The sequence below is a fragment of the Nitrosomonas sp. genome (assembly GCF_040240425.1).
Classification (GTDB): domain Bacteria; phylum Pseudomonadota; class Gammaproteobacteria; order Burkholderiales; family Nitrosomonadaceae; genus Nitrosomonas.
This window is the reverse complement of sequence record NZ_QPHG01000018.1, coordinates 41,893-68,755: the sequence shown is the minus strand read 5'-3', so window position 1 is coordinate 68,755 and position 26,863 is coordinate 41,893. Positions and strand designations below refer to the sequence as shown.

The 26,863-nt window shown below is 47.7% G+C and carries 24 protein-coding genes and 1 pseudogene; 15 read left to right on the top strand and 10 right to left on the bottom strand.

Annotation, left to right across the window (positions count from 1 at the left end):
- From DU481_RS08810 to DU481_RS08785, 6 genes and pseudogenes are all read left to right on the top strand, one after another.
- Positions 1-102: pseudogene (locus DU481_RS08810) on the top strand (IS1595 family transposase); the annotation flags it as partial.
- Between the two features lie 146 nt (positions 103-248).
- Positions 249-2,363 carry a 5-histidylcysteine sulfoxide synthase gene (gene ovoA / locus DU481_RS08805; protein WP_350133836.1) on the top strand — a complete coding sequence of 705 codons (2,115 nt, stop codon included), beginning with the start codon at positions 249-251 and terminating at the stop codon, positions 2,361-2,363.
- Positions 2,360-3,529, top strand: coding sequence for a MalY/PatB family protein (locus DU481_RS08800; protein WP_350133834.1), 1,170 nt, complete (start codon positions 2,360-2,362; stop codon positions 3,527-3,529). Before ovoA ends, DU481_RS08800 begins: the two co-directional genes overlap by 4 nt.
- Positions 3,530-3,707: 178 nt before the next feature.
- Entirely contained in the window at positions 3,708-4,769 is a 1,062-nt protein-coding gene (locus tag DU481_RS08795) for a GTP pyrophosphokinase (RefSeq protein ID WP_350133833.1), read from the top strand.
- A 475-nt stretch (positions 4,770-5,244) separates the two neighbouring features.
- Positions 5,245-5,958 carry an RDD family protein gene (locus tag DU481_RS08790; protein ID WP_350133831.1) on the top strand — a complete coding sequence of 238 codons (714 nt, stop codon included), beginning with the start codon at positions 5,245-5,247 and terminating at the stop codon, positions 5,956-5,958.
- A 147-nt stretch (positions 5,959-6,105) separates the two neighbouring features.
- The gene (locus DU481_RS08785; protein WP_350133830.1) at positions 6,106-6,306 is read left to right on the top strand and encodes an NF038104 family lipoprotein; all 201 of its coding nucleotides are present in this window, start codon (positions 6,106-6,108) and stop codon (positions 6,304-6,306) included.
- Positions 6,307-6,394: 88 nt separating this feature from the next.
- Here DU481_RS08785 and phoR read toward each other — a convergent pair whose 3' ends face one another.
- Entirely contained in the window at positions 6,395-7,702 is a 1,308-nt protein-coding gene (gene phoR, locus DU481_RS08780) for a phosphate regulon sensor histidine kinase PhoR (protein WP_350133828.1), read from the bottom strand.
- A gap of 158 nt (positions 7,703-7,860) precedes the next feature.
- Positions 7,861-8,583: a phosphate regulon transcriptional regulator PhoB gene (gene phoB, locus DU481_RS08775; protein ID WP_350133826.1), complete on the bottom strand. Its 723-nt coding sequence runs from the start codon at positions 8,581-8,583 to the stop codon at positions 7,861-7,863.
- Between the two features lie 86 nt (positions 8,584-8,669).
- Here phoB and DU481_RS08770 point away from each other — a divergent pair, with 86 nt between their 5' ends.
- On the top strand, positions 8,670-9,080 hold the full coding sequence (locus DU481_RS08770) for a gamma-butyrobetaine hydroxylase family protein (RefSeq protein ID WP_350133824.1): 411 nt from the start codon (positions 8,670-8,672) through the stop codon (positions 9,078-9,080).
- 51 nt (positions 9,081-9,131) lie between these two features.
- Positions 9,132-9,866 carry a bifunctional demethylmenaquinone methyltransferase/2-methoxy-6-polyprenyl-1,4-benzoquinol methylase UbiE gene (gene ubiE, locus DU481_RS08765; protein ID WP_317530791.1) on the top strand — a complete coding sequence of 245 codons (735 nt, stop codon included), beginning with the start codon at positions 9,132-9,134 and terminating at the stop codon, positions 9,864-9,866.
- Positions 9,867-9,880: 14 nt separating this feature from the next.
- Here the strand turns inward: ubiE and DU481_RS08760 are convergent, their stop codons facing one another.
- Positions 9,881-11,284, bottom strand: a complete 1,404-nt coding sequence (locus DU481_RS08760) for a C13 family peptidase (RefSeq protein ID WP_350133823.1) — start codon at positions 11,282-11,284, stop codon at positions 9,881-9,883.
- 435 nt (positions 11,285-11,719) lie between these two features.
- Between DU481_RS08760 and DU481_RS08755 the strand changes: the two genes are divergently transcribed.
- Positions 11,720-12,670, top strand: coding sequence for a chemotaxis protein (locus tag DU481_RS08755; RefSeq protein ID WP_090319349.1), 951 nt, complete (start codon positions 11,720-11,722; stop codon positions 12,668-12,670).
- Positions 12,671-12,893: 223 nt separating this feature from the next.
- On the opposite strand, the gene DU481_RS08750 is transcribed toward DU481_RS08755, so the two are convergent.
- Positions 12,894-13,238, bottom strand: coding sequence for a PEP-CTERM sorting domain-containing protein (locus DU481_RS08750; protein WP_350133841.1), 345 nt, complete (start codon positions 13,236-13,238; stop codon positions 12,894-12,896).
- Positions 13,239-13,315: 77 nt separating this feature from the next.
- Positions 13,316-14,065, bottom strand: a complete 750-nt coding sequence (locus tag DU481_RS08745; RefSeq protein WP_350133821.1) for a DDE-type integrase/transposase/recombinase — start codon at positions 14,063-14,065, stop codon at positions 13,316-13,318.
- Between the two features lie 219 nt (positions 14,066-14,284).
- Here DU481_RS08745 and DU481_RS08740 point away from each other — a divergent pair, with 219 nt between their 5' ends.
- Positions 14,285-14,812, top strand: coding sequence for a DUF3617 domain-containing protein (locus DU481_RS08740; protein WP_107804074.1), 528 nt, complete (start codon positions 14,285-14,287; stop codon positions 14,810-14,812).
- A gap of 82 nt (positions 14,813-14,894) precedes the next feature.
- Here the strand turns inward: DU481_RS08740 and DU481_RS08735 are convergent, their stop codons facing one another.
- The 3 genes from DU481_RS08735 to DU481_RS08725 all read right to left on the bottom strand — a co-directional run bounded on the left by DU481_RS08735 (position 14,895) and on the right by DU481_RS08725 (position 17,510).
- Entirely contained in the window at positions 14,895-15,527 is a 633-nt protein-coding gene (locus DU481_RS08735) for a PEP-CTERM sorting domain-containing protein (RefSeq protein ID WP_350133818.1), read from the bottom strand.
- Positions 15,528-16,605: 1,078 nt separating this feature from the next.
- Positions 16,606-16,827 (bottom strand): DUF2798 domain-containing protein, encoded by a 222-nt coding sequence (locus DU481_RS08730; protein WP_350133816.1) that lies wholly within the window; start codon positions 16,825-16,827, stop codon positions 16,606-16,608.
- A gap of 86 nt (positions 16,828-16,913) precedes the next feature.
- The gene (locus DU481_RS08725) at positions 16,914-17,510 is read right to left on the bottom strand and encodes a nucleoside deaminase (RefSeq protein WP_350133814.1); all 597 of its coding nucleotides are present in this window, start codon (positions 17,508-17,510) and stop codon (positions 16,914-16,916) included.
- A gap of 220 nt (positions 17,511-17,730) precedes the next feature.
- Between DU481_RS08725 and DU481_RS08720 the strand changes: the two genes are divergently transcribed.
- From DU481_RS08720 to DU481_RS08710, 3 genes are read left to right on the top strand one after another with little or no spacing between them, the layout of a single operon-like run.
- A complete protein-coding gene (locus DU481_RS08720) occupies positions 17,731-19,629 on the top strand; it encodes a hypothetical protein (RefSeq protein WP_350133812.1) in 1,899 nt (632 codons plus the stop codon).
- 35 nt (positions 19,630-19,664) lie between these two features.
- Positions 19,665-21,398, top strand: a complete 1,734-nt coding sequence (locus tag DU481_RS08715; RefSeq protein ID WP_350133811.1) for a cation:proton antiporter domain-containing protein — start codon at positions 19,665-19,667, stop codon at positions 21,396-21,398.
- Between the two features lie 53 nt (positions 21,399-21,451).
- A complete protein-coding gene (locus DU481_RS08710) occupies positions 21,452-21,754 on the top strand; it encodes a hypothetical protein (RefSeq protein WP_350133809.1) in 303 nt (100 codons plus the stop codon).
- Here the strand turns inward: DU481_RS08710 and DU481_RS08705 are convergent.
- Positions 21,751-22,155, bottom strand: coding sequence for a hypothetical protein (locus DU481_RS08705; RefSeq protein ID WP_350133807.1), 405 nt, complete (start codon positions 22,153-22,155; stop codon positions 21,751-21,753). The genes DU481_RS08710 and DU481_RS08705 overlap by 4 nt on opposite strands.
- A gap of 182 nt (positions 22,156-22,337) precedes the next feature.
- Here DU481_RS08705 and DU481_RS08700 point away from each other — a divergent pair, with 182 nt between their 5' ends.
- On the top strand, positions 22,338-24,149 hold the full coding sequence (locus DU481_RS08700; RefSeq protein WP_350133805.1) for an ABCB family ABC transporter ATP-binding protein/permease: 1,812 nt from the start codon (positions 22,338-22,340) through the stop codon (positions 24,147-24,149).
- A gap of 119 nt (positions 24,150-24,268) precedes the next feature.
- On the opposite strand, the gene DU481_RS08695 is transcribed toward DU481_RS08700, so the two are convergent.
- The gene (locus DU481_RS08695) at positions 24,269-25,489 is read right to left on the bottom strand and encodes a PEP-CTERM sorting domain-containing protein (RefSeq protein WP_350133803.1); all 1,221 of its coding nucleotides are present in this window, start codon (positions 25,487-25,489) and stop codon (positions 24,269-24,271) included.
- Positions 25,490-26,001: 512 nt separating this feature from the next.
- Between DU481_RS08695 and motA the strand changes: the two genes are divergently transcribed.
- On the top strand, positions 26,002-26,862 hold the full coding sequence (gene motA, locus DU481_RS08690; RefSeq protein ID WP_132425845.1) for a flagellar motor stator protein MotA: 861 nt from the start codon (positions 26,002-26,004) through the stop codon (positions 26,860-26,862).
- Position 26,863 lies beyond the last annotated feature (1 nt).

Genomic DNA, 26,863 nt, shown 5'->3' with positions numbered 1-26,863 from the left:
ACTTTCTACCTGCACTTGAAAGAAACCGAATTTCGTTTTAATCATCGCCGTGATAATCTCTATCATGAAATTCTTAAATTGTTACGTTTAAACCCGCTTTAACTTCCTAAGACCCTTTTAAATTTCTTGTAATCTTTTGCACGTAATATCAATGCTTAATGACATTTGTCCCGGTTAAAGTATGGCTTGAAAATCGCGAGGCGTTATAATACCGGTTAATAACTGAGTAAACTACTAAACATTATCCTATGCAACAAACCTTATTCCAAAGAACACCTCTGCTGGATGGTGACGATATCACCGCAAAACGCGCGGAAATCCGCGCTTATTTTCATACCACACTGGATCGTTATGAGCAGCTTTTTGAAACGCTGCGCAGTGACGAAGCCTACTATAAAAAACCGATCTCACTGCGCCACCCGTTGATCTTTTATCTCGGCCATACCGCCACATTTTTCGTCAACAAGCTGATTCTTGCCGGATTGATCGCCGAACGCATCAATCCCCGGCTGGAATCCATTTTTGCCGTCGGTGTCGACGAAATGAGCTGGGACGATCTCGACAGTACGCACTACGATTGGCCGACCGTCGACGAAGTGCGCGCGTACCGCAAAACCATGCGTGCCATGGTCGACAAGCTGATCGCAACAATGCCGCTGGCATTGCCGATCACCTGGGAAAGCTCGTGGTGGCCGATTGTGATGGGGATCGAGCATGAACGCATCCACCTGGAAACATCGTCAGTACTGATCCGCCAGCACGCGCTGCATTTCGTGCAACCGCACCCGGATTGGCAACCGTGCCGCACATCTGGCGCCGCACCGCAGAATGCTTTAATCAATGTCGTCGCCGGAACAGTTACACTGCATAAAACCAGAACCAATCATCAGCACTACGGCTGGGATAACGAATACGGCTTGCACAGTGCCGAGATTGCAGCTTTTCAGGCCAGCAAATACTTGGTCAGCAATCAGGAATTCCTGGCGTTTGTCGAGGCCGGCGGCTACCGCACCGGCAGTTACTGGCCGGAAGAAGGCCGCTCGTGGCGGCAGTTCACGCAAGCCGAGCATCCTACATTCTGGGTCAAAAAGGGCAATGACTGGTATCTGCGCCTGATGACCGAAGAAGTGCCGATGCCGTGGGATTGGCCGGTTGAAGTCAATTATCACGAAGCCAAAGCGTTCTGTAACTGGAAAGCCGAAACAACCAAGCAACCGGTGCGGCTGCCGACCGAGGACGAATGGTACCGGCTGTACGATGTTGCCTGTCTTTCCGAAGTGCCGCACGACCGTAAAGCTACGAGCAATCTGCATCTGGATTATTACGCATCGAGCTGTCCGGTCACCGAATTTCCACAAGGCGAGTTTTTCGACATCGTGGGCAACGTCTGGCAATGGACTGAAACGCCGACGTATCCGTTCGAAGGCTTCGACGTGCATCCGCTGTACGACGATTTCACCACGCCGACGTTCGACAACCAGCACAACCTGATCAAAGGCGGTTCGTGGATCGCCTGCGGCAACGAATCGATCCGCAGTTCGCGCTACGCCTTCCGCCGCCACTTCTTCCAACACGCCGGTTTCCGCTATGTCGTGTCGGATGCACCGGCCACACTGCCGTCGTCCAACTACGAAACCGATAAACTGCTGTCGGAATACGCCGAGTTTCATTACGGCGATACGTATTTTGACGTGCCCAATTTCTCCAAGGCGCTTGCGGAAATCGCCATCGCTGCAATGGGCAATCGGCCTAAACGCACCGCGCTCGATTTGGGCTGTGCCTCCGGCCGCTCGACTTTCGAGCTGGCCACCGTGTTCGATCACGTCACCGGTATCGACTTTTCCGCGCGTTTCATCGGCCAAGGCGTGCAACTCGCGCAGCAAGGTATTTTGCGCTATACGCTGACCGACGAAGGCGAGCTGGTGTCGTACAAGGAGCGCACGCTGACCGGCCTGGGTTTGAATCACGTCAAACACAAAGTCGAATTTTTCCAAGGCGATGCCTGTAATTTGAAATCCATTTTCACTGGCTATGACCTGATTCTGGCCGCCAACCTGATCGACCGTTTGTACGACCCGGTCAAATTGCTCACTGGTATTCACACGCGCATCAACAGCGGCGGTTTGCTGATGATCACCTCGCCGTATACCTGGCTCACCGAGCACACGAAGAAAGAAGCGTGGATCGGCGGATTCAAGCGCGACGGTGAGAATTTCACCACACTCGATGGCCTGAAAGAAATGCTCGGACCGCATTTCCGCCTGGTTCAAGGCCCGCAAGCCGTGCCGTTCGTGATCCGCGAAACCAAACGCAAATTCCAGCACACGCTGGCGGAAGTCACCATCTGGGAGAAAATTTCTTGAGCGATGCGTTCGATTTCGACCGGGAAATCAATCGCGAAGGAACGTACAGTGTTAAATACGATGGACGGCAAGCCATGTTCGGCAGGGCCGATGTCATCCCGGCGTGGGTGGCGGACATGGACTTCGCCGCCCCGCCCGCAGTTACGCTTGCGCTGACCGAGCGAGCGCAACACCCGATCTACGGTTACACCGTATTTCCCGACAGCCTGTATGACGCGCTGATCGGCTGGCTGCAACGGCGGCACGGCTGGGCGGTGCAACGCGACTGGATCGTGATGTGCCCCGGCGTAGTGCCATCGATCAACGCCGCCGTGATGGCATTCACCCAACCCGGCGAAGCCGTCATCGTCCAGCCACCGGTGTATTTCCCGTTCTTCTCCGCCGTCACGCAAACCGGCCGCAAGTTGATCCAAAACCCGCTGCGCATAGAAAATGGCCGCTACACCATCGATTTCGATCACCTGGAACAGTGCGCCAAAGAAGCCAAACTGCTACTGCTGTGCTCGCCGCACAACCCGGTCGGGCGCGTGTGGTCGCCGGAAGAATTGCAGCAAGTGCAACAAATCGCTACCCGCCACAACCTGATCGTGTTTTCCGATGAAATCCACCATGATCTGATCTACCCCGGCCACCGCCACCACGTGCTGGCCGCTATCACCAGCGACAATAGCAACCTGATCACTGCCGTTGCGCCGAGCAAAACCTTCAACATCCCCGGCTTGAATTTATCCGCACTGATCATCCCCGACAAAACCGTGCGCAACGCCGTCACGCAAATCTTCACCCAATTCCACGTCAGCGCCTCTAACCCATTCGGCGTCGCCGCGTTCGAAGCCGCCTACCGCGACGGCGAAACCTGGCTCACCGCATTGCTACATTACCTGCAAGACACCCGCACCAGCGTCGAACACTTCGTCGCAGAACATTTGCCGGACATGCGCGTGATCCCAGCCGAAGGCACCTACCTGTTGTGGCTCGACTGCCGCGAATGGCACATGACCGACGCGCAACTGAAACATTTTTTCATCCACCAAGCCGGTATCGGCCTCAATCCCGGCATGCAATTTGGCCAGGAAGGCAGCGGGTTTATGCGGTTGAATATTGGGGCGCCGAGGAAGACGGTATTACAGGTGTTGGAGAGAGTCAAACGAGCTACGCGTCGATAGCACCACGCTATCCAGCTTAGGGGTCTAAACAAGTTTGGTATGATAACGGCTAAATGGTCAAATTAGATAGTTCGATTAATAAATAAAGAGATAGTATGTTCGATTTCATTTATGTCGTATTAAATTTCGGCATCTCGGACGTCTAATTATCGTTAGATCAATTAGTTAGAGGAACAAAGTGGATGATGTGATCCGGCAGTATCGTGAACTATTACCTACGTACGAATCGTTCACTTTCAAGTTAGAAAACCTTATTGCGGATGTACTGAAGGTTGAGGGAATTAGGGTTCATTTCACAGAATCGCGAGCCAAGACGCCCGGAAGTTTGAAGGAAAAGATATCACGACCAGGAAAATCCTACGATGACCCACTTAATCAGATTCCAGACCTAGTGGGCATTCGTGTAGTGCTTTATTACCAAGACGATATCGAGAAAGTTGGTGATCTAATTAAGCGCGAGTTCGAAGTGCTCGAAGAAGAACGCTCGCATCAGATAAGTGAGTACTCGCCGGATCAGTTCGGCTATTTGTCCGTACACTACCTCATTCGTTTGAATAAGACGAGAGCTAACCTGATTGAGTGGAAGGCGACGGGTAGTTTCAGAGCCGAAATCCAGGTCCGTACCGTTCTTCAGCACTCCTGGGCGGCAATTTCACACGCACTTCAATACAAACGGGAAGGAGATGTACCGATCTCGCTACGCCGCAAACTCTTCAGGCTAGCGGGACTTTTCGAGCTTGCCGACGAGGAATTCATGGAGCTTAGGCACGCGGGGACACGACTGGCGGAGGAGTCCCGCGAGGTTGTCAAACGAAATAACGATTTGGCGCGGCTGGATGCACCCGTTGTCCGAGAGTTCATTTCCTCCTCACTGCGTTTTAAAGAGATTATGCAATCTATGAGACAAATTGGCTTCGTCTTCAAAACTCTTGATGCTCCAGACGATAGGCATGATTATCTGGGCGTTGTAATTGAGGAGTTTGAGCGTCTTGGTCTTTCTACTATCCGCGACCTCAATGGGCTCCTCGCTAAGAACTTTGGATCGTACTTGGCTGACATCGATCACCCTGTCACAGGTCATGGTCCATGGAAAGTGTCGAGTGAGTTCGCGCTACTCCTTCTAGTTATTGGGGCTTACGCCGATCGTTTCTCCGTAGAATATTTGGAGAAATCGGGGGGATGGCATCGTGATGTAGCGAAAGCAGTACTGAATAGTGCGCTGCGAAACCGACCGGCATAACATCGGCATGCAGGAATGAATCATATTTATGTATGGTTCGCCCGATTCATCATGGCATTGCCTGGCCGCATGGCCAGGATTTCAGCTCGTAGGTTGGGGTGATGAACGAACCCCAACATCAAAAAAATCAACAACTATTGAGCTTCTTCATCCACCAAGCCGGTGTCGGCCTGAATTCCGGTGTGCAATTTGGAACTAAGGTCAGCAGTTTTGTGTGACTGAATATTGGGGCGCCGAGACAGATCGTTTCGCAGGTCTTGGAAAAAATCAGATTGGCTATACATCGATAGTGTTACGTTCCCAAACTTGGAGAACGAAATAAATTTGGCATGATGACAAAGCTAAATTGGTCAATTAGTTGGAAGTAAAAAAAGCGCCGTAAACCGCCATATTTTAGATTTCATTTATGACGTATTATATTGCGACATTTTGAACGTGCGATTTTAATCATAGCATTGGAGCAAAGGGAAATTCGATGTTTTGTACGCAATGTGGCAAGGAAATAATAGGTGATGCGAAATTCTGCGGACATTGCGGAGCACCTCTGGAAGCCACGGATCAGAAAACGCTGCAAGAACCCAATGTAGTTTTGTCCACTACTTCGCCCATGCCAATACAGGCTACCGCTTCTGTTGCCCAAATTCGCCCGTGGGTTCGATACTGGGCGCGTATGTTCGACCTCTACTTGATCTCCATCGTAAGTGGCATAGTCATCAGCATCCTCTATCCAGACGCGCTTAGCGAGCAGAATAGTAATCAATTTGATCAATTGTTCGGGCTTGCCGTATTTTTTGCTTGGATGTTCATCGAATCGTTATTCCTTTCTACAACAGGTACAACACCCGGCAAGTGGCTTTTCAAGATCCGCCTTATTCCACCATCAGGAGAGACACCGGATTATTCAACTGCTTTCTCAAGAAGTTTTAAGGTTTGGTGGCTCGGTTTGGGCATTGGATTTCCACTCGTCAGCTTCATCACTCTTTTAGTGTCGTATAACAAATTGTCAAAGAACGGCATAACCCGTTGGGACAGAGATAGTGGATTCACTGTTGCGCATGAGCGGATTGGCCCGCTACGGGTGATTTTTGCTATCGCTTTCTTTGTTAGCTTTTTGCTTCTTGCCGCCATCGGAAGCACAATCGATATCGAACAAATAATTCCAGCTGACACTACTTCGTGGCAAGTTTGAGCTTTGCTGTTAGGTTGGAGTGAGATACGAATCCCAACAATAACTCAACATCAACGAAACCGCCAATCGTTGGGTTTTATCTACGATGTTAACAAGCAGGCCAAAAAACAGCCGTTATGGCTTAATAACTGCCATAATCACATACCTATGTTTTCCACTTTACGATTACTGATAGCAGCTCTATTCCTGTTTTATTTGACAGGATGTGCTGTCGTGGCGGTTGCCGATGCTGCCGTCACTGCTGCTGCGACGGCAGTCAAAGTCACGGTTAAAGCGGCTGGTGCCGTTGCCGACGCGGTAATTCCCGACAGCAAAGAAAAAGAGAAAAACACGGAGCCGGATAAATAATCATCGCTACAGCATTCCTCCGTTGAATCGACCGGAAAAGCTTAATACGAAGGCCACGCAAAAAGCCGGTGCAGATCGTCTACAAGTATCACGCATCCGACGATACCAGCCGTTTGGCAGGAAACCAGATCGTGAACCGGCTGCCTTTGCCGACTTGACTGGTAATTTCGAGGCGTGCCTCGTGCCGGTTCAATACATGTTTGACAATCGCGAGTCCCAGTCCGGTGCCGCCGGTTTCGCGTGAACGGCTGCTATCAACGCGATAAAAGCGTTCCGTTAAACGCGGGATGTGTTCCGGTTCGATACCAATGCCGCTATCTTGCACCCAGAATACCCCCTGCCCGTTGCGTTTCTCCCAGTTGATCGTAATTTCGCCCCGATCCGGGGTGTAGCGAATGGCATTGCTGATCAGGTTGCCAAATGCGCTGCGCAATTCTTCCTCGCTGCCCAATAATTGATCTTGTGCGGCAACATTCAATTTGATTTGGTGGCGGCCCGCGCTGAGTGATTCCGCGTCCTGCAGAACAGCGTGCAGCAAATTCACGACATCCACGGTCTTTTCGCTCACCTTATTTTGTTCGTTTTCCAGGCGTGACAAAATCAGTAAGTCTTCAATCAGCCGCTGCATGCGGAATGTTTGTTCCGTCATTAAGGCCAGGGCACGCTTATTGAAACCGGTATTGACTTGCTCATCGGCTGATAAGGTTTCAAGAAACCCGCCGATGACGGTGAGCGGCGTGCGTAACTCATGAGACACATTGGCAATAAAATCGCGCCGCATCGTTTCTATTTTCTCAAAGCGCGTAATATCGCGGCTGATCAGCAGTTTCTGGTTATAACCATACGGCACTAATTGTAGTGAAACGATAATACCGTGCTGGCGCGTTTGTTTCAGAATCAAAGGATTGCTGAATTGACCGGCGGCAAGATACGTCACAAACGGTATTTGCCTGACCAGATAGGTAATCTGTTGCCCTGCATCCAGCGACAGATTAATTCCCAAATGCTGTTCGGCGATTGGATTACACCACTCAATCCGGTCATGTTCATCCAGAATCACAATGCCATCAGGCATCGCGGACGTGACACTTTGCATGCGCTCCAGCGCCAAACTGAGTAACTCCTGGCTTTTACTATGCTGGCGCACATAACGCGCCAAATGCGCAAAGACATCATCCCAGGCGCCAGAGCCCGCCGGAATACTGGCCGGCGTATGATCCGAGAGTTGCAGCCAGCGCTCCAATGCAACGATGTGACGGATATGATGAAACACTATCCATAGCATGACCACGCCGAAGAAAAACAAAGCATTCACGGCGCCAAACATCATCCAGAGTAACGCGGTAATGAAGATGATAAAAAGAATGTTGGAGGAACGCTGCCAGATATCGGACACTTAATAAATCCTGAGAAAAGTCATTAGGCGAAGAAAATTCCGGCTGAAATCGTTTTGAAAATTTGCTGCCGCATCGGATAGACAATCATAACTTTGCATTTTTTCTTTAATCAATCGGCTTCGTGTCGATGTGTGCGGCTAAGCGCAGTGATCAAGGCTTAAATGTCAGAACCGGAATCTATAGTTGGCTGCACGGCCGTGGCAGAAAACCGGTAACCCGCGCCGCGGACAGTTTGTATCCATTCATCCTTACCCGCCAATTGTAGCGCTTTGCGTAACCGGCGGATATGCACGTCGACGGTCCGCTCTTCAACAAATACATGATCGCCCCAAACCCGGTCGAGCAATTGACTGCGTGAATAAACCCGTTCGGTATGCGTCATCATAAAATGCAGCAAACGATATTCCGTCGGCCCCAATTCAATTTCCTGGCTTCCGGCTGTCACGCGGTGATTCACCGGCTCAAGCCGCAAACCATCGATTTCAACCGCCTCGTCGGATGCCTCAGGAATCAATCGGCGCAGCACGGCATTGATACGCGCAACCAGCTCACGCGGCGAGAACGGCTTGGTGATGTAATCATCCGCACCCATTTCCAAACCGGCGACTTTATCCGTTTCCTGCGCGCGCGCGGTGAGCATGATGATCGGAATCAAGCGTGTGCGTTCGTTACGCCGCAGCACCCGGGCGAATTCAACGCCACTCATTCCAGGCAGCATCCAATCCAGCAGGATTAGGTCCGGCAAAGCCGCCGCGATCAGCGTCATGGCTTTCTCGGCATTATCCGCGCAAACTGTCTCGTAACCGGCTTGCTGCAAATTATAAGTGATCAATTCCTGTATCGCAGCTTCGTCTTCCACAATCAATATTGTTGCCGTCATATAAATTCCTGTATCGATCAATTTTTTCCGTACAGTTTGCTACAATGCACCCCATCAGCTTTTAATCCCAATGCAGTGAATACGACATGGCCGGTTTAACCAAAGACACTCCTTATCCGATTGAAATTAAGTTACACCAAAAATCCAGAATTCTGGATATCACTTTCTCCGATGGTAAAACTTTCCAATTTCCCTGTGAATTTTTGCGCGTTTATTCGCCCTCTGCCGAAGTCAGCGGACATGGTCCCGGGCAGGAAGTGCTGCAAACCGGTAAGAAAATGGTCAGTATCGTCAAAATCGAGCCGGTTGGTAATTATGCCATACAGCTTAATTTTACTGACGGCCATAATACTGGGCTTTATTCATGGGACTTGCTCTATAACTTCGGTCTTAATCAGGATAAAATGTGGCAGCGGTATTTGCAGCGCATGGACGAAGCAGGCGCCAGCCGTGAACCCGCAAGCCGGGCGAGTACTGCGCAGCATTCCTGCAAGTAAATTTTTACCGGTCATCATTCAGCCATCACTCTCTAAAATTCAATTCCCGTCATGACAAAAACTACTCATTTTGGCTTTAATACCGTTGCAGAAGAAGAAAAAGCCGGCAAAGTCGCGGAAGTATTTCATTCCGTAGCGGAACGCTATAACCTGATGAACGATTTAATGTCGGCAGGCCTGCACCGAGTGTGGAAGCGCTTTACCATTGAAGTCAGCGGCGTAAAAAAAGGTGATAAGGTTTTAGATATCGCGGGTGGTACCGGAGATTTAAGCGCGCTCTTTTTGCAAAAAGTCGGCAAGTCCGGTGAGGTTTGGTTGACCGACATCAACAACTCCATGCTCTCCATCGGCCGTGACCGCATGATCGATGAAGGCACGCCCACGCCTGTAGCGCAATGCGATGCTGAGAAACTCCCCTTTCCCGACAATTATTTTAACTGCGTGAGCGTTGCATTCGGTCTTAGAAATATGACGCACAAGGATGTCGCACTCAAAGAGATGCTCCGGGTCATTAAGCCGGGCGGAACGGTTATTGTGCTGGAATTTTCCAAAGTCTGGAAACCGCTGCAACCCGCCTATGATACCTATTCGTTCAAATTACTTCCGGCCATGGGAAAAGTAATCGCCGATGATGCGGAAAGTTACCGGTATTTAGCAGAATCGATCCGTATGCACCCTTCCCAGCCGGAATTAAAAGAACTGATGGAACAGGCCGGTTTTGACCGCGTGGAGTATTTCAATTTAACCGCAGGTATCGTGGCGCTCCATCGAGGCTACAAGTTCTAAACATAAAACCGCCATTAAGGAGCGGCGCTACTCACAATATCCCGCTCCAGCAATTTCAATTTTTCTTTCATCAAATTACCGATAAATAATTGCGGTTCAGATGGCGTAAGGTTCTCGTAGCGCTCACGTTGCCGGATTCTTTCCATCGCTTGAACAAAGTGTTCAACGAACTGATAAGGCTTGTCTTCCAGATTTTTAAACAGCGCTTCGCCAAAATAAGTGTATTCATTTTCGTTTGAACAGCCGAATGAAGCTTTATCCGGTGCGGCTGCGGTAAAAATCAGACTGTATTCATTTTGCAGTGCCTTGATAAAACCGCCGGAGTAACAGGCCGAAATCAAGATAATACGCCAGCGGATATCGGCATCATCCAAATAGGCTCTAATATCTTCCGGGCGGATATTATTCAGATCAAGCGGCCACATTTGCACTGCAAGCTCATGATCCATCGATCCGTGGCTGGTCAAGTAAAGCAACGCCACGTCTTCGTCAGGATTCATTTTGCTGCCGATATGCTTTAATGCAATTCTCAGGTTCGTCGAAGATGCCAGCGGTGTTGTATCCAGTGTTTTGGGGTTATTAATCAATGCAACAGAGCGTCCCGATGTGCCCAGGCGTTGGTCCATGACACGCTGTACATGTTCGATCTCCTTCATGAAAACATCCTGAGAAGAGTCAGAACCAAATCCTATAAAGAAAAGATCATTGACGCCTGTAATGCCGGGCTTTATCGGATCCAGCGCGTTGTTCAGAAGCCGGTATTGACTGTAATAAACATGCTCCTGATTGACCTCATGCAGTGCGCCAGTGGAATACGCAGCCAATTCATTATCATCGTCATACCCTTCGTACCAAAAGCTGAACGATAAATTGACCAATGGATACGAGGCACCCAGCCAAAGCGCGGCAATCAATGCCGCCTTGGGTTTGTTCCATTCCAGCAATTGCAGCGCGATATAAAAACATACCGCTAAGGCCCACGCGATAAAAGCGACATAACCGGCTACCAGAGTCGTCACCGGCAGATAGGCTAAAAGGGCAAAAGAAATCAAGTAAAGCGCTGGCAGAACGCAATAGGTAATGACCAGAATCCTGAGTAAATCGCTTTGGTCTCCAGTTAACTTCGCAAAAACATACCCTACTACCAGTGCAATCAGTAGCTTAACACCCAGATAACCCAGACCGGATAGATCGAAAACAGGATTGGGTGTAGCTGCGTACGAAACAACCAGTGCCGTAAGTGTATAAAAACCCAGCAGCAGAATAAACTGATCGTAAGAGACGGTTATCCGGTCGATCGCATGGCGGCGGAAAGCCAGTAATTGAATACCGCAATAAAGATTCAGAAAAAGTATCCGGAATCCCTTGATTAACGCCGAGTGCTTTGATTCTTTGGGAATGCTCGTATATACATCCATTCTTCTCTCCGGATAACAATCAGTTACTACAGCGTGCTATGTACGGCATTAATTGATTTGAATATAGGTGTCGTGACTGCCGATTCCGGCAAAATTACCGCCCAGCCTCATTGGGTCTACGTTCTATTAAATCATGAAAAAACAAGGAGAATCGGCCTTAATTCAGATAATCCCCGTAAAATAAAGTTCAGCCCCGAAATGACATGCTTCATTGACCCTGTAGTATCGCTGTCAGCCTTACAGTAAAACGAATCTATGTTTATTTTGCAGAATTCATACACTTTCTGAAAACGCAAAGAAGCGGGCATTTTATAGCGTTGCTATCGTTTTTCCATTAATAATCGATACGATACACTGCCCCTATTGATTCAAATTCTCTACCGGATAGATGGATAGTCCGGATTTAACACATTCGATACTTGCGGAGCGTATTTTATGAACACAGCATTGCACGAAATTGACGAACGCACTAATTTGACTACCAGTAATAAGTTTGAACTGTTGCTGTTCAGACTGGGCGAAGCTTCCAACAACGGCCAACGGGAATTATTCGGTATCAATGTATTCAAAATTCGTGAAATTCTGGTCATGCCCACCATCACTGAAATCGCCAACGCACCTCCTGAAGTGATGGGCGTAGCCAATATTCGCGGCCAAGTGATTACCGTGATCAACTTACCTAAAGTGGTCGGCTGTACGCCGAAAAAAGGACTTCCGATCATGCTGGTCACTGAGTATGCACGCTCGACCCAGGCATTCGCCGTCGAAGAAGTCAATGAAATTGTACGTCTGGAGTGGAATCAAGTGATTGCTGCGGAAGGCAAAGGCGGCAAATCGGTCACCAGCATCGCTCGTATCGACGGTAACACAGAAAACTCCCGGCTGGCGCAAGTATTGGATGTTGAACAGATACTGCGTGATGTGCTCCCTTCGCAGATTGCGGAAATATCACTCGATAAAATCGGCCCCGAAATCAAATTGCCCGATGGACAAGTCATTCTGGCTGCCGACGATTCGCCACTGGCACGCAGCATGGTTGAGAATGAACTTAAAGCGCTTAATATTCCTTATGTCATGACCAAAACCGGACTGGAAGCCTGGAATCGCATTCAATCCATGTCGGAGGCTGCCGCAACCGAAGGCAAGACGATTCAGGACAAGGTTGCGCTGGTCCTGACCGATTTGGAAATGCCGGAAATGGATGGCTTCACACTAACCCGTAATATCAAGAGTGATCAACGATTCAAATCAATCCCGGTCGTGATTCATTCTTCATTAACGGGTGAAACCAATGAAAAACACGTCAAATCGGTCGGTGCTGATGCTTATATCGCCAAATTTGTCGCTGAAGAATTAGCGGAAACAATCCGCAAGGCATTGCGATAACAGTATTTCCCAATGATCCGCTGGCTTGCGCATTTGAATGGTAGGGTAAGTACACTGAAATCATTATTCAGCATCTTACCCTTTCACTGCCATGGTAAATCTACAGAAAAGTGAATACAGTGGAGTTCCGCTGTCTACCACGCTCAACCGCTTCTGATTGCTTTAACCATTCATCCATCAAGGCTCATCCGTAAATAGCCTTGATGCATCATTAGCCAACCGGTCAAACGGTTTGTTGTCCGCGGCGCAGCACGAAACCCAGCAATCCCAAGCCGGCTAACAGCATGGCGTAAGTTGTGGGTTCTGGTACTGGGGGGGTAGTAATGAAAGGGAATACCGTATCGGGACTAAATGAAAGCAAAAATGCTTCGTAGTGGCCTCCATGAGTTCCCCATCCAACTATTTGTCCATTATTGTTGATGGCACGGGGGATAAGATCAGTCCATCCAGATGCCACTACGATAGGCAACCATGAAAGTTCGGTTATTCCGCCATTGCTGTAAAGGAAGGCGTGACTTATATAGCCAGGTATTTGGAGTGATCCCACTACCTGTCCGGAATCATTAATATGTAAGAAATCTCAGGGTTGTTTACAGAGAGATTGATTGAAATAAGCGTTGAGTATTTCATAAGGGGTGGCATTATTCAAACTCTTATGAGGGGCTTAACGGTATTGTAGAAATTAATGAAACGGAGAAGCTGAATGCGTCGATCGGAGCAGTCTTTAAAGTGAATCTTGCTGTGCCACATGTCCATCAGGGTGCGGATAACCCGCTCAGCTTTACCGTTGGTTTGCGGACGATTGATACGGGTAAACTTCTGACCGATACCGTGCTGCCTACAAGCCTTGATGAAAGCATGGCCGTCGGTTCCTTTAAATTCTTTGCCGTTGTCAGAATAAGCATAGTCGATCTGGTAAGGACATTGAGCAACAGTGCTTGTGAGAAAGCAAGCTGCACTATGCTGGGTTTTGTTGGGAAGAATATCGGCATACAGCTCCCTGGAGAAATCATCGATAGCCACAAATAGATACTCGCGAGGTTCATTGGCAAACTGTCCTTTCAAGAAGGGAAGCCGCTTGGTATCGAAGTGAACAAGCTCGCCCGGGTAAGATTTGTTATAGCGCTTCGCTTCACCTTTGAGACGTTCCTGGATGGTTTGCTCGACCTTGGTCAGACGTTTAAGGCCATACTGCAACGTCTTGAACCGTTGGTTGGTACTGTCACGCGGAGTAAATTCCTGGAGTCTGGCGCGTTTCAGTACGTCATAAATCGTTGGACAGCTGACGTGGAAGTGTTCTGCCAGCTGAACTACCTTCCAGAACCGGGTTTGATAAAGCCGCCAAATTTCCTGGCGATCCAATAATGTTAAGCGAGTGCGTTTGTGTATATTCATCTACAGTATTCTCCTGAATACTGTAAACAACGCTAGGAATTCTTACACTTAAACTTTGGACTCAGATTTAAGCTGATCTACTACAGCCCCTAGTTTAATAGTAACATCAATAAAAATTTCCAGTGATTTTTCCTATATTTTCCTATAGTCAGCTAAACTTACTAAAACTTGAAATTCGCAGACCATAAAATGGCTTTGAAAAGGAAATGTGAAGGATCCATGCATCAAATTATTATTTCAATCTTGTTTACCCTGACGATAGTTACTTCCAGCATGGCTCACCAACACATCCGTCCAGGATTATGGGAAATCACCACTCGCTCCGATTTGTTGGCACTAGTGCCTCATATTCCTTCGGAACAGATGCAGCAATTGCATGACCTCGCCAGCCGCTATGGTTTTAAATTGCCCAAAATAGAAAACGGGGCAGCTGCAGCAAAAATCTGCATCACCCCGGAAATGGCCAAACAAGAAATTCCCGTATATTTTTACGAAAATCGTTCCGGTTGCACGGTACAGAATGCAACGCGCAAGGGTAACAATTATCAGTTGGAGCTCGTTTGCTCAAACCAATATTTTCAGGGAGATGGCGTAGCGCAAGGTACTTTCACCAGTCCTGAAAGTTTCTCAGGAAATACCGAATTCGACAGTACCGTGGGCGGCACTCCAATGCATGCAACGGCAGAAACGCAGGGGCGTTGGATTGGCGAACACTGTACTGCTGTTAATCCATTAACCGTAAGATAAAAAAGAAAATTTTACTGAGAGATTGTGATGGCATGACCACATGTCATGCCACAGGGAGCGTGAGTATTTGATACCATCGCTATTACAGTACGTGCAATGTAATGACTTGCTTTCTGCGTCGCGCGAAGAAACCCAGAAAAATCAACCCGGACAACAACATGGCATAGACTCGCGGTTCTGGGACCGGAGAAATAGACATATTGAATGCAGCGCCGCCAAAAATCGCAACATCGCCTTTGGTTGAAGCGGGATTATGCAGGCCAAGTTGTACAATTTTTAACGAATGTACAGCGGCATCCAGTTCAGTAACTACTAAAATCCTGTTTCCTCCACGGTACATATCATAGGTGCCGACATCTATGCCATCCACAAAAAACTGCGCAAAACCATCGTTATGATCTCCAGCCATAACGAAACCGACACTGTTGCTAACTACCGAAAATGAAGTAGTTGCTTGACTGGTTCCGGGTATGCCTGCGGCCGAGTCATCAAACAGCCACAATTCCCGTATTCCGCGCCCGCCTGTTGGTCCATCGCCGGTGACAGTCCAATCGATTCCGCCTTTTCCGGCATTTCTATATTCAATAACCGGATTTCCATGGATGTTCAATGGATTTCCATTGCGCTCCGCTGCACTCAATGGAATCCACTCTACGGAAAAAGCGGATGCGTGTGAACTGAGCAGCAGTAGTGCGATTACTAAAATTCGTGTCATTTTCTATCTCCGGTAACAAGGCAATACAGCTTATCAATGGTAGGCACATCAAACTTGAAGGAATTACCGCTTTTCTACAATAAAAGTTAACAAGTTTAACTACCTAAAGCTTTGAGTTTATTTTAACTGTTCAAAGGTACAGTATAGGTTTGTTATTTTATTAAAACTATAAGCAATTATTCCCTTTTTGCTAGGACATCCGTATCACTTGATCCGGTACATTTGTAATGATACCTCAAAGCTATAATGAGCATTATTAACTCGATACTTGAATCCAATTTTAAGAATACAGAGGGATTTCCCTGTTATTTCTGAAAATCAAAACAAAATTCATCCGAACCAGATAACTATACTAAATGCGCGAATTCTACCCATTTTGATGGTTGAGTTTCGACCTTGATGTATAAAGCGCAATACCCGATAAGCTTAGTGTAAAACCTGAAAATATGATTGGAACCTTGGTTATACTAATTTGCCCTATAGGGGTAATCGATTTTATTTAGACAGTGTCGCAGTCTAAGCAAGATACGAAAATTTGAAAAACTAATCTACCCTCTTTTTAAATGAAAATTATCTTGGAATTAATTATATTTATTGTTGTTTTAAATATTTTTTTCAAAATATTTGCGGAACTACTTGGCGGCATGATTAAAACAGGCATTTGAGATCAACTAATTACTTATGGTTCGTTTCTAAGTACATCAATAAAGTAAAAGTGGAAATAAAAAGCCGGTGTTCTCAATTTTATAGAACACCGGCAAAATATAAGGAGTAAAACTAATGAAACAACTGACAGACTATATTTCTGATTAAAGAAATGAGTATGACACAGAAAAATACTTCTTATTACACTTTAAGAGCTTGCACTCTAATTCTAATGTATTTTCAGAAGACTTTACTCAGCATTTGAACTCAATGCTAAATTCATGCTCGCAATAACCCCAGGCAGATAAGCAAAGGACGCGCATCGTACCCAGTGAGTACAACGATGACTATTGGTAAATCTATTGTTTTTAAATAAGGAAAACCTTTAGATCTTGATGCGGCAAAATATAATCACATTAATCTAATGCGAAGATCAATGCAGTATTGACTCCACTACACGCCGATACACAGGTGAAAGCAGCAACAAAAGCGCAAAGCCGATTGGAAAAGCAATACCCCATGAATACAGCCACTCTTCAACAAAAGCTCTGGAAAAACCAAGATTCACTGCGGTGACAGTGGCCGAAACGCAGCCGGTCATTGTCGCCGACATAATGAAACAATACAAACAATGTGCTAGAAATTTTTGTTTCATGTCAGTTCTATCAATTCATACGGAATGCTCGACGTTACGCTTTGCTGCAAAGCTTGTTCTGTAAAATCACGTAAAAATATCATAATTTAACCGCTATGGTTCTGCCGGGTGCGTAAATGACTGTTATAAATTTCCCCGCGGTAACTTTGTAACACTTCAATTGCCTCCGGCCGCATCACCTCCCGCGTCACGCGAATGCCGTTTTGCCGCAACTCCGTTTCCCAGTTCGACGAGCGTGGTCCTTCGTTAAAGCCGATAGCTTGCGCATCTTCGGAATGCGCGCCGCAGACAAGTGCAGCAACACCGCTCCATAACAACACACCTAAACACTGGCAACACGGCTCCACGCTGGTTACCAGTTCAAACGAGCCTTGACCGGCTAACTCATAACTACCCAGCAGTTGTTCCGCTAAAGCGAGTGCCATAACCTCCGCATGCAGCAATGAAGACTTTCCCGGAACAACCCAATTGACACCGGGCGCAATGAGCTCATCCGTGCGTTGATCAAAAACAGCGGCAGCAAACGGCCCTCCACCATGCTCCACGTTGGTGCGTGCCAGATCAATAACCATCGCCATTCGCTGGTTTATTTCAGGAAAAGTCTGCGGAATACCGGCAGCCCAAGTATTGAGCCAATCCGGTATTGGCAATTCGATAGTAGTCCAGTGTTTCACAACGCGCATTCAATAAAAACGCCTAGACTAGCAGATACAATTTGTTAGTCCATAGTTCAAGCAAAATTTAACCGGTTTTTACTTAAAGCATGAAACTTTACAAAGCAACGAATCACAGCTTGACAGTCCCTGACCGGATCAAGTCTACTATCAACCAGCTGTTAAATTTATTGATCCACCCTGCTGCGAAACATTTATCCCCAGTTGTCAATCATGAAGGAATCACGTGGTGTTCTCTGCACTTAAAAGCTTTAGTTTTGTGAGATTTATCGGTTATCTGGCTTTCGCCGCAAGCTGGCTGGCATTTGCGTATTTCTTGGGCCGCTTGATCCCGGATCGGCAGTTGTGGTTTGCTTTATTAGTGACACTGTTTTTTGGTTTGCCGATTTACGTTGCGGCAATTTATGCGGTGACGATTGAAAGAATTTATTTGTCCAGTCAATTTAAAAAACTGGGCATCCTGCATTGGTTTTTTACCCGGCGGATTCTGTCGTATATCGGGTGGTTGTTGTGGTCAGTTATCTTCTCCTTTTTACTGTTGTTTTATCTCGGCTCCGCTGAAAAACAGGAATGGGTTGTATTCTTTGCCGCCATTCCGGTTTTTGCCATCATTTATGCGTTTTTCTATCCCATTGCGGCACGTGAATACAAACCCTACATTGCTGTGCATAAATCACTGGCTTGGTCGCGTTGGGCAGCTGCATTAACCATGGCGGTATTTTTTGTCCTATTTGCCGATCCTAGTGATGTGAATCGCCAATATGCATCATTAACGGAAGCCATTGCGCAGGAAAGCCAGCGGCTGGATGGCACCACAAACAGCATCTTGATTCTTGAAACCAACCGGCTGCTGGGTTTCATCGAAGGCTTGAAGCGTTACGCGCTGGGCAGTCTGCATTCATTGAGCGACCCGCTTTATCTCGGCGCTGTTTTCCTCGGCAGTTTGCTGTTCTTTTATAATGTGGCGCTGGGGATATCCAGTTTCATGGTGCCCCTATCGGAATACCGTCGTGTATTTGCACCGTTGCAGGATAGTGATGAACCGCCCGCCGTTTCACCGTGGGCTTGGGCAATCACCTCGGCATTTGCCACTTTCTTTGTTTTCTTCATCTATGTTCCATCGACGGTTTATGTCGATGCTTGGTTGCGTTCCAACCCTGAGACTATCGAAGAGATTCACGCTTCAAGGCAAATTGTCGTGCAAAAAGTGGAAATGATCGGTGATGAATACTATAAGCCCGGAACCGCCGCGCAGATTGAACAAGCCTATCTCGATAGCCTCAGCAAGATGGAAGCATCGCTGGGAAAACTGCGCGAAACCACCGGCACCGGTTTTCAGCAAATGACCGACAACGTCGATGCCTATCTCGACTGGTATTACAGCCTGCCGGGGGAATATGAGCGGATTGTGGCATTGGCAACCGGCGTGCTGGAAAATTGGATGGCTGAGAAACTGCAAAATTATCTGATGAAAGGCAATGTGTTCGGTCCGGTGCAACAATCCATCGAGGAAGTTTTGCAGAGTAATCAGCAGTTACGCACCGAGCACATGCAGAAAGTGGAGCAGATTCTGGCCGAGAATCGCGTTGAGCGTCTCGATAATTCCCAGCTTGAAGTCGTACGGCACGCTTCGTTAAGTGCGCTCAAGGAGCCGCCGGCACATAGCGTAATCGTCAATCTGGAAAATCGCATGCTGATTTCCGGCGGCATTGGCACCGCCGGTGCGATTACCGGCGCCATCGCCGGTAAAATTACCGCCAAAGTGGCCGGGAAAGGCATTATCAAGCTCGGTGCGCAAGCCCTGATCAAAGTAACCGCCGGTAAAGCGGTCAGCGCTTTGGGCGGTGCTGCGGCGGGCGCAGCAACGGGAGCCGCATTGGGATCATTCATCCCCGGCATCGGCACAGCCATCGGCGCGGCTATCGGTGGTATCATTGGGGGTATTACCATTGGCTTGACCGTAGAGAAACTCCTGCTGATGCTGGAAGAAGCATTTTCACGCGAAGAATTTAAACTTCAAATCCTGGAAGCGATCGAAGAAGAGCGCATCGAATTTGAAAAATTCTTGAACACACCGGCTTTGTCGGATAAAACTCCCGGCAACACCGTTACAATAGAAACACCCTGAAGTTCAAGCCAATAAACCATAACCTTGGGATTTGAATGGAACATAACGTTGCCCTGATTACGACGATTGCAGCCGGCTTTGGCTTGGCTTTGATTTTTGGTTTCATTGCCGAAAAGCTTAAAACGCCCGCATTGGTTGGGTACCTCCTGGCCGGGATTGCCATCAGTCCGACCACACCGGGATTTGTCGCGGATGTCGAGATTGCCTCGCAATTGTCTGAAATCGGTGTCATGTTATTGATGTTCGGCGTCGGATTACACTTCTCGCTGGATGACTTACTGTCGGTCAAGCGCATCGCAGTACCCGGTGCAATCGTGCAAATGGCCGTTGCAACCGGTCTGGGCATGGCTTTGGCGTCCTGGTGGGATTGGAGTCTGGGCGCCGGATTGGTGTTGGGTTTGTCGCTATCATGTGCCAGCACGGTCGTGCTGCTCAAAGCACTCGAGTCGCGCGGTCTTTTGGAAACAATGAACGGTCGTATTGCCGTCGGCTGGCTGATCGTCGAAGATCTGGTTACCGTTATGATTCTGGTATTGTTGCCGTCGTTTGCGACCATGCTGGGCGGTACGAATGAAAGTGGAAGCCCAGCCGATCCGCTATGGCGCACCATCGGCATCACATTATTGCTGGTTTCTGCGTTTATCGCTTTGATGCTAATCGTGGGCCGCCGCTTCCTGCCTTGGCTGCTATGGCAGGTCGCTCGCACCGGTTCGCGTGAAATGTTCACCCTGGCCGTCGTCGCGGTCGCCATTTGTATCGCCTACGGCGCCGCCGCGCTATTTAATGTGTCGTTTGCGCTGGGCGCTTTCTTTGCCGGTATGGTCATGCGCGAATCCAAATTCAGTCAGCGTGCCGCCGAAGAATCCCTGCCATTGCGCGATGCGTTTGCTGTACTGTTTTTTGTCTCGGTCGGCATGCTGTTTGATCCGGCCGTGCTGATCGAAGAACCGATACGGGTTTTAGCGGTAGTCGCCATTATTATCGTCGGCAAATCGATGGCAGCCATGCTATTAGTTCTTTCTTTGCGTTATCCGCTCAATACTTCGCTGACCGTTGCCGCCAGCCTGGGGCAAATTGGTGAATTCTCCTTTATTCTCGCCGGACTGGGCTTATCGCTTGGATTGATGCCAGCGGAAGGAATGAGCTTGGTGCTGGCTGGAGCGTTAATTTCCATCGCGTTCAACCCGATTGCATTTGCCGCGGTTACGCCGTTCAGAAATTTGATATTAAAGCATTCCACTGTGGCACGAAAATACGAAAATCGCGACGATCCCTATGCGGAACTGCCGATGAGCACGGAACGTAAGTTTCTTAAGGGCCAGGTGGTGCTGGTGGGTTACGGGCATGTCGGTCAAAGTATCGCCCTGGCGTTGAACGAAAAAAATATTCCCTACATTGTTGCGGAGCAAAATCGCGAGCTGGTGCAGGATTTGCGTAAAAAAGGCACTACCGCCGTATCCGGCGATGCCACGGAACCTTCCGTGCTGATCCAAGCGCATATTAAGGATGCTGCCATGCTGGTCATTGCCACGGCGGATCCGCTGAATGTGCGGCAAATGATCGATACCGCGCGCACATTGAATCCGGATATCGAGATTGTGTTACGCAGCCGCAGCGAAGACGAGACCGCATTGCTGCGGAAAGATCAGATCGGCACGGTATTTTTTGCCGAGGAAGAGCTTGCCAACAGCATGTCGTATCACATCCTGAACCGATTCAACAAAAAATCGGAACCGGTGCCGGAATCGGCATCGTCGCATCAAGTTTGATTGTTACGTATTAACAGCTTCCCGTGAATTAAAATTTTTATGAGATTATTGCAATGACAAATCAGCGATATGCCGGTATCAATCAAGATGAAAATGAAGGACTCACGCACTTAGGCCGCATTGTACGCGACGCCTGGATATTTGGTATTCTGCCGGAAACGGAAACCTGTGTAGGCTGGAGCGGTGCACAGATGCAGACTTTGTACGAAAAAGTTCATGCGGCATGGGAACCTTACGCACATTTACCCAGCCGTTTGCCGGATGACTTGCGAGAGCGTCACATGCGGCTGTATTCCGAGGCGATAACAAGCGCCAAGGCGAAAGGCTGGGATGCCGAGTTGAAAGAAGACGATTAACTTCTCGCCGGGAAATGAATAATCCGCGCCGGACCTTCAAGCATCGTTTTATTGACCAGCAGCTGCAACGCCACGGGAAATTCACTTTGTAAGCGCTTCATCACAGCTGCCATGTTCTCGCGGTAATACACGGCATCGTACGCAACCGGTTGATCCAACGCATCACGCGCTTGCCGTTCAAAATTCCGCCACGCGATATCGACCCAGCATTTACGTTCGCCATCGATGAATACAAATTCTTCATGGTCGACGATTGCCATGTATTGCATGCTGCGGATGGGAACGAACAAATGCCGTGTCGGACAGCGCGATAATAAGGTAATCGCCAGGTTGTAAGTACTCGCCGGCAAGTGGCGCGCTTCCCGGCTGATTTCAAGATCTCGATAACAAGTAATTTCCATAATGAATGCGACACAACCTATTAAAATTTCATCGGAATGGCGCTTTGTTCATACTCAATACAACAACGAAAAAGCAGAGTGACCGTACTTATGTTACCTTAATGCCGTAGCGCAAAGAAACTCAATTTACAAAACACATTTATTTTCAGTTACTTCTACACTCTACATCGTTGATCCTTGCAATGCGCCCCACCCGTCTTGAGAAACCTGCCGCCACACGCAATAACCTGAAAACCATCGCCGCACTATTACCCTATTTGTGGGAATTCAAAGTGCGGGTGATCCTGGCGCTCAGCCTGCTGGTATTGGCCAAACTGGCCAATGTCTCGGTACCGCTGGTTCTGAAGGAAATCGTCGATGCTCTGGATCAGCCGCGCGCGGAACTGGTGCTACCGGTTTTTTTGTTAATCGGATATGGTGTTTTGCGTTTGTGCAGCACTTTGTTTGGTGAGCTACGCGACGCAATATTCGCCAAAGTGACTCAACGGGCGATCCGGCGAGTAGCGAACAGAGTATTCAGCCATCTGCATTCGCTGTCGCTGCGATTTCACCTGGAACGCCAGACTGGCGGTGTTTCACGCGATATTGAACGCGGCACTCGCGGCATCTCCTTTTTGCTGAATTTCATGCTGTTCAATATTCTGCCGACGTTACTGGAAATCGGTTTGGTGCTGGCCATCCTGATCAAGCAATACGATATCCGGTTTTCCATCATCATTTCCCTCACGTTGCTGGCTTATATCGCACTCACCTTGATCGTCACCGAATGGCGCATGATTTTCCGCCGCACCATGAATAATATGGACTCCAAAGCCAATACCCAGGCGATCGACAGTTTATTGAATTACGAAACGGTAAAATATTTTGGCAACGAAGCTTGGGAAGCGCGACGCTACGATGAGCATTTGCAATCGTGGGAAAAAGCCGCTGTCCGCAATCAAACCTCACTGGCCACGCTGAACGCCGGGCAAAGCGCAATCATCGCAATCGGTGTTACTTTACTGATGCTGCTGGCGGCTGATCAAGTCATCGATGACGTCATGACATTGGGCGATTTGGTACTGATCAATGCTTTTATGCTGCAACTGTACATGCCACTGCATTTTCTCGGTTTTGTTTACCGCGAAATCAAGCATTCGCTAGCCGATATGGAACGCATGTTCACATTATTGGATGAAAACCGGGAAATTCAGGATCAACCGGATGCCAAAGTTCTCGCTGCCGATCAGGCAACCATCCGCTTTCATCATGTCGATTTCAGCTATGAAACTAACCGTCAGATACTGTTCGACGTCAGTTTCGATATTCCCGCCGGGCAGAACATTGCCGTCGTCGGTCACAGCGGTTCTGGTAAATCGACGCTGGCACGCTTACTGTTCCGTTTTTATGATGTGCGATCGGGGTGCATTCAAATCAATGATCAGGATATTCGCGCGGTGACCCAGCAAAGCCTGCGCGCCGCGATGGGTATCGTGCCGCAGGACACCGTGTTATTCAACGACTGTATTTATTACAACATCGCGTACGGACGGCCGGAGGCCGCGCAAGAGGAAGTGTTTGCTGCCGCTCGTGCTGCCCATATCCATGATTTCATTGAAAGCCTGCCGGAAAAATATGCCACGATTGTGGGCGAGCGCGGCTTGAAGCTATCCGGCGGCGAAAAACAACGCGTCGCGATCGCCCGCACCATTTTGAAGAATCCGGTTATTCTGATTTTTGATGAAGCAACATCGGCGCTCGATTCCAATTCCGAGAAGCGTATTCAGGCGGAATTGAAACGCATCGCCCAAAACCGCACCACACTGACCATCGCGCACCGGCTGTCGACGATCGCCGATGCCGATCAGATTCTGGTGATGGATCATGGCCGCATCATCGAACGCGGCACGCATCAGCAATTGCTAGCAAGCGGTGGCACGTATGCGCAGATGTGGGAATTACAACAGCAGGAAGAAATCGATCAAAACAAAGGGAAAAACCCCACTCCCGATTAATGATCAGTGGCAAGATTATCTTTCCAATGAATAAATGCTCAGAATCTAAAAATCTCAAGAAAATTCCCAACAAAAAACCCAGCCGAAGCTGGGTTGCTTTTAACTAACACGCATAAAAATCAAGCCGCTTCTTTTTGCTTTCTTCGGTATGTCATGAAACCCATCAGGCCTAATCCTGCCAGAAGCATCGCATAGGTTTCCGGTTCGGGAACTGCGGTGATCACCGTCAAAGAAATTTTGCCACCTTCGCTGTGAAGATCGATACCCAATCCACTCCCTAAACCGGCATAAGTGAAATTGACCGTTCCAAGACCGTTTAAACTATCCGCAACCAGGAAATCCCAATGATCGCCGACTGAAGGAATAAAACCATCGATGAAATCGAATTTGAAATTGCCGCCGGTGAAGAAAGCATTGCCGTCAATATCCAGCACATCGTATTGACCGCTATTCAACCCTGCGATTTCAAAAACATAATTCCCGCTACTATGCAGATCGCCATCGATACTTAGGGTTCCCGGCGATGACCCTGGAATTACGGTTGCACTTGAACCTATAGTCACGTCGCCCATGAGCACACCTGTTCCGCTCAAGCTGCCTCCTAAAATTTCTATTGACAAGAACCCAAGCTGACCGTGATTGATAGTTTGTCCATTAGTTTGAATGTACTCTAAACCGAAGGTCCACTCTTCATGCTCATTTAGATTCATGAAGGATCCAGTATTTTTAAAGGTGCCTGAATTTGTAAAAGTCTTTGCAAACATAAAAGACGCACCATCAAAAGAACCAGAATTTGTAAGAGTTTCAGAAAATACCGCACCCGTTCCGACAAAAAAACCGGAATTGGTTATTACTGAACTTTTTAATACAAAAGAACTATAAAAATCACCAGAGTTATTAATTGAGGAAGATGAGATATTTTCTGAATTGTAAGCATCTAAATATCCAGAGTTATTTATGGAGCCGTCCCCGCTAATCTCTGCGTCGTAACCCAAATGCATAAATCCAGCATTACTAAGACTACCCAGATTTTTTATCACAGTTAAAGCATCGCTTGGGCTGTCTCCTCCTAATAACCACAACTGCCCGCCAACATTGTTTTGCAAATCCCCGTAATTCAGCAAACTCGCATTAGGATGAATAAATATAGAACCAAAATTCTCAAAAGGAGCTAAATAATTTTCATAAACTTCAGATGAGGAACTAAGATGTATCGTTCCATAGTTCGGATTCGGTGAGATTTGATCAGCAACAGCAAGCGAGGATGTGCTTGCCGCAATGATACTCGCCGCTATCAAGCTATGAGATTTGAGATTTGAGATTTGAGATTTTCTTAACATATATTTTCCTGTTTTTATTATTGTTTCAAGTGCTAATTTTACATTTTCAAGTATCAGTTATTGTTTTAAACTCTAGAATTACAGTAAATCATGCAAGCTAGAGTTTTACATTTTCTCACATTTGTGAAGAAAATTTTCAAAAGCAAATAAATAGAAGTTATTTATTTTGTTGAGCAACTTTTCTAATTTCTTAAGCGAAAATCTTGCATTAATACCTGCGCTGCCTTTTTTATTGAAGGTAGGCTATCGAAGTAAAATTCAATTCTCCAGGTTATCTAAATACATTGCTATTCATGGAAGATCATCTTTCCGATGAATGAAAGACAATACCTTCATAAACAATTTATACCTTGTTTTCGTGAAAGAAATTCTTAAGTAATACAAAAAACCCGGAAATACCGGGAAAAAACCAACCTTATCCCCAAGAATGAATTCCGGAGTGATGTGTTAACTTCCCACTCCAGAATTTGCCATCAAAAAATTGCGTAATTACATTCGAGGGAGTCATCGCAATGCTTGTATCCGTTGGTTATCTCATCATCATTATTTCTGTTTTTGGCGGCTTTGCACTGGCAGGCGGGCATCTCGCTTCGCTGTGGCAGCCGGTCGAATTGCTCATGATTGGCGGTGGTGCAGTGGGCGCTTTTGTCGTCGGTAACTCGAACAAAGCGCTCAAGGCCACGTTGAAAGCGTTACCGACCGTTTTCAAAGGCTCCAAATATACCAAAGCACTGTACATGGATTTGATGACACTGCTGTATGAAGTGCTGGGAAAAATCCGCAAAGAAGGGTTGATGTCGATTGAAGGCGATGTTGATGATCCCGCCAGCAGCCCTATTTTCACCAAATACCCGGATATTCTGGCCGATCACCATATCACCGAATTTATCACCGATTATTTGCGTTTAATGGTCGGCGGCAACCTCAATTCGCTCGAAATCGAAAGCCTGATGGACAGTGAACTGGAAACACACCATCAGGAAGGCGAAGTGCCGATTCATGTGGTCGCCAAACTCGGTGATGGATTACCGGCTTTCGGCATTGTCGCTGCGGTGATGGGGGTGGTGCATACGATGGAATCCGTTCATCTTCCACCCGCCGAGTTGGGTATTTTGATTGCTGCGGCGCTGGTCGGGACATTCCTGGGAATTTTATTGGCGTATGGATTCGTCAGTCCGCTGTCAAGCAAACTCGAACATAATCTCCATGAGTCCAGCAAGATGTTTGAGTGCATCAAAATCACACTACTGGCCAATTTGAACGGTTATTCACCGGTTCTGGCCATTGAGTTTGGCCGCAAAGTGCTATTCACGACCGAAAGACCGTCTTTCCTGGAATTGGAAGAGCATGTCAAACAAAGTAAATCAAAATAAC

Coding starts and splice junctions, on each gene's coding strand:
- ovoA (WP_350133836.1), top strand. CDS start 249: ATGCAACAAACCTTATTCCAAAGAACACCTCTGCTGGATGGTGACGAT.
- DU481_RS08790 (WP_350133831.1), top strand. CDS start 5,245: ATGTTTTGTACGCAATGTGGCAAGGAAATAATAGGTGATGCGAAATTC.
- DU481_RS08785 (WP_350133830.1), top strand. CDS start 6,106: ATGTTTTCCACTTTACGATTACTGATAGCAGCTCTATTCCTGTTTTAT.
- phoB (WP_350133826.1), bottom strand. CDS start 8,583: ATGACGGCAACAATATTGATTGTGGAAGACGAAGCTGCGATACAGGAA.
- DU481_RS08770 (WP_350133824.1), top strand. CDS start 8,670: ATGGCCGGTTTAACCAAAGACACTCCTTATCCGATTGAAATTAAGTTA.
- ubiE (WP_317530791.1), top strand. CDS start 9,132: ATGACAAAAACTACTCATTTTGGCTTTAATACCGTTGCAGAAGAAGAA.
- DU481_RS08760 (WP_350133823.1), bottom strand. CDS start 11,284: ATGGATGTATATACGAGCATTCCCAAAGAATCAAAGCACTCGGCGTTA.
- DU481_RS08755 (WP_090319349.1), top strand. CDS start 11,720: ATGAACACAGCATTGCACGAAATTGACGAACGCACTAATTTGACTACC.
- DU481_RS08745 (WP_350133821.1), bottom strand. CDS start 14,065: ATGAATATACACAAACGCACTCGCTTAACATTATTGGATCGCCAGGAA.
- DU481_RS08740 (WP_107804074.1), top strand. CDS start 14,285: ATGCATCAAATTATTATTTCAATCTTGTTTACCCTGACGATAGTTACT.
- DU481_RS08735 (WP_350133818.1), bottom strand. CDS start 15,527: ATGACACGAATTTTAGTAATCGCACTACTGCTGCTCAGTTCACACGCA.
- DU481_RS08730 (WP_350133816.1), bottom strand. CDS start 16,827: ATGAAACAAAAATTTCTAGCACATTGTTTGTATTGTTTCATTATGTCG.
- DU481_RS08725 (WP_350133814.1), bottom strand. CDS start 17,510: ATGCGCGTTGTGAAACACTGGACTACTATCGAATTGCCAATACCGGAT.
- DU481_RS08715 (WP_350133811.1), top strand. CDS start 19,665: ATGGAACATAACGTTGCCCTGATTACGACGATTGCAGCCGGCTTTGGC.
- DU481_RS08710 (WP_350133809.1), top strand. CDS start 21,452: ATGACAAATCAGCGATATGCCGGTATCAATCAAGATGAAAATGAAGGA.
- DU481_RS08705 (WP_350133807.1), bottom strand. CDS start 22,155: ATGGAAATTACTTGTTATCGAGATCTTGAAATCAGCCGGGAAGCGCGC.
- DU481_RS08700 (WP_350133805.1), top strand. CDS start 22,338: ATGCGCCCCACCCGTCTTGAGAAACCTGCCGCCACACGCAATAACCTG.
- DU481_RS08695 (WP_350133803.1), bottom strand. CDS start 25,489: ATGTTAAGAAAATCTCAAATCTCAAATCTCAAATCTCATAGCTTGATA.
- motA (WP_132425845.1), top strand. CDS start 26,002: ATGCTTGTATCCGTTGGTTATCTCATCATCATTATTTCTGTTTTTGGC.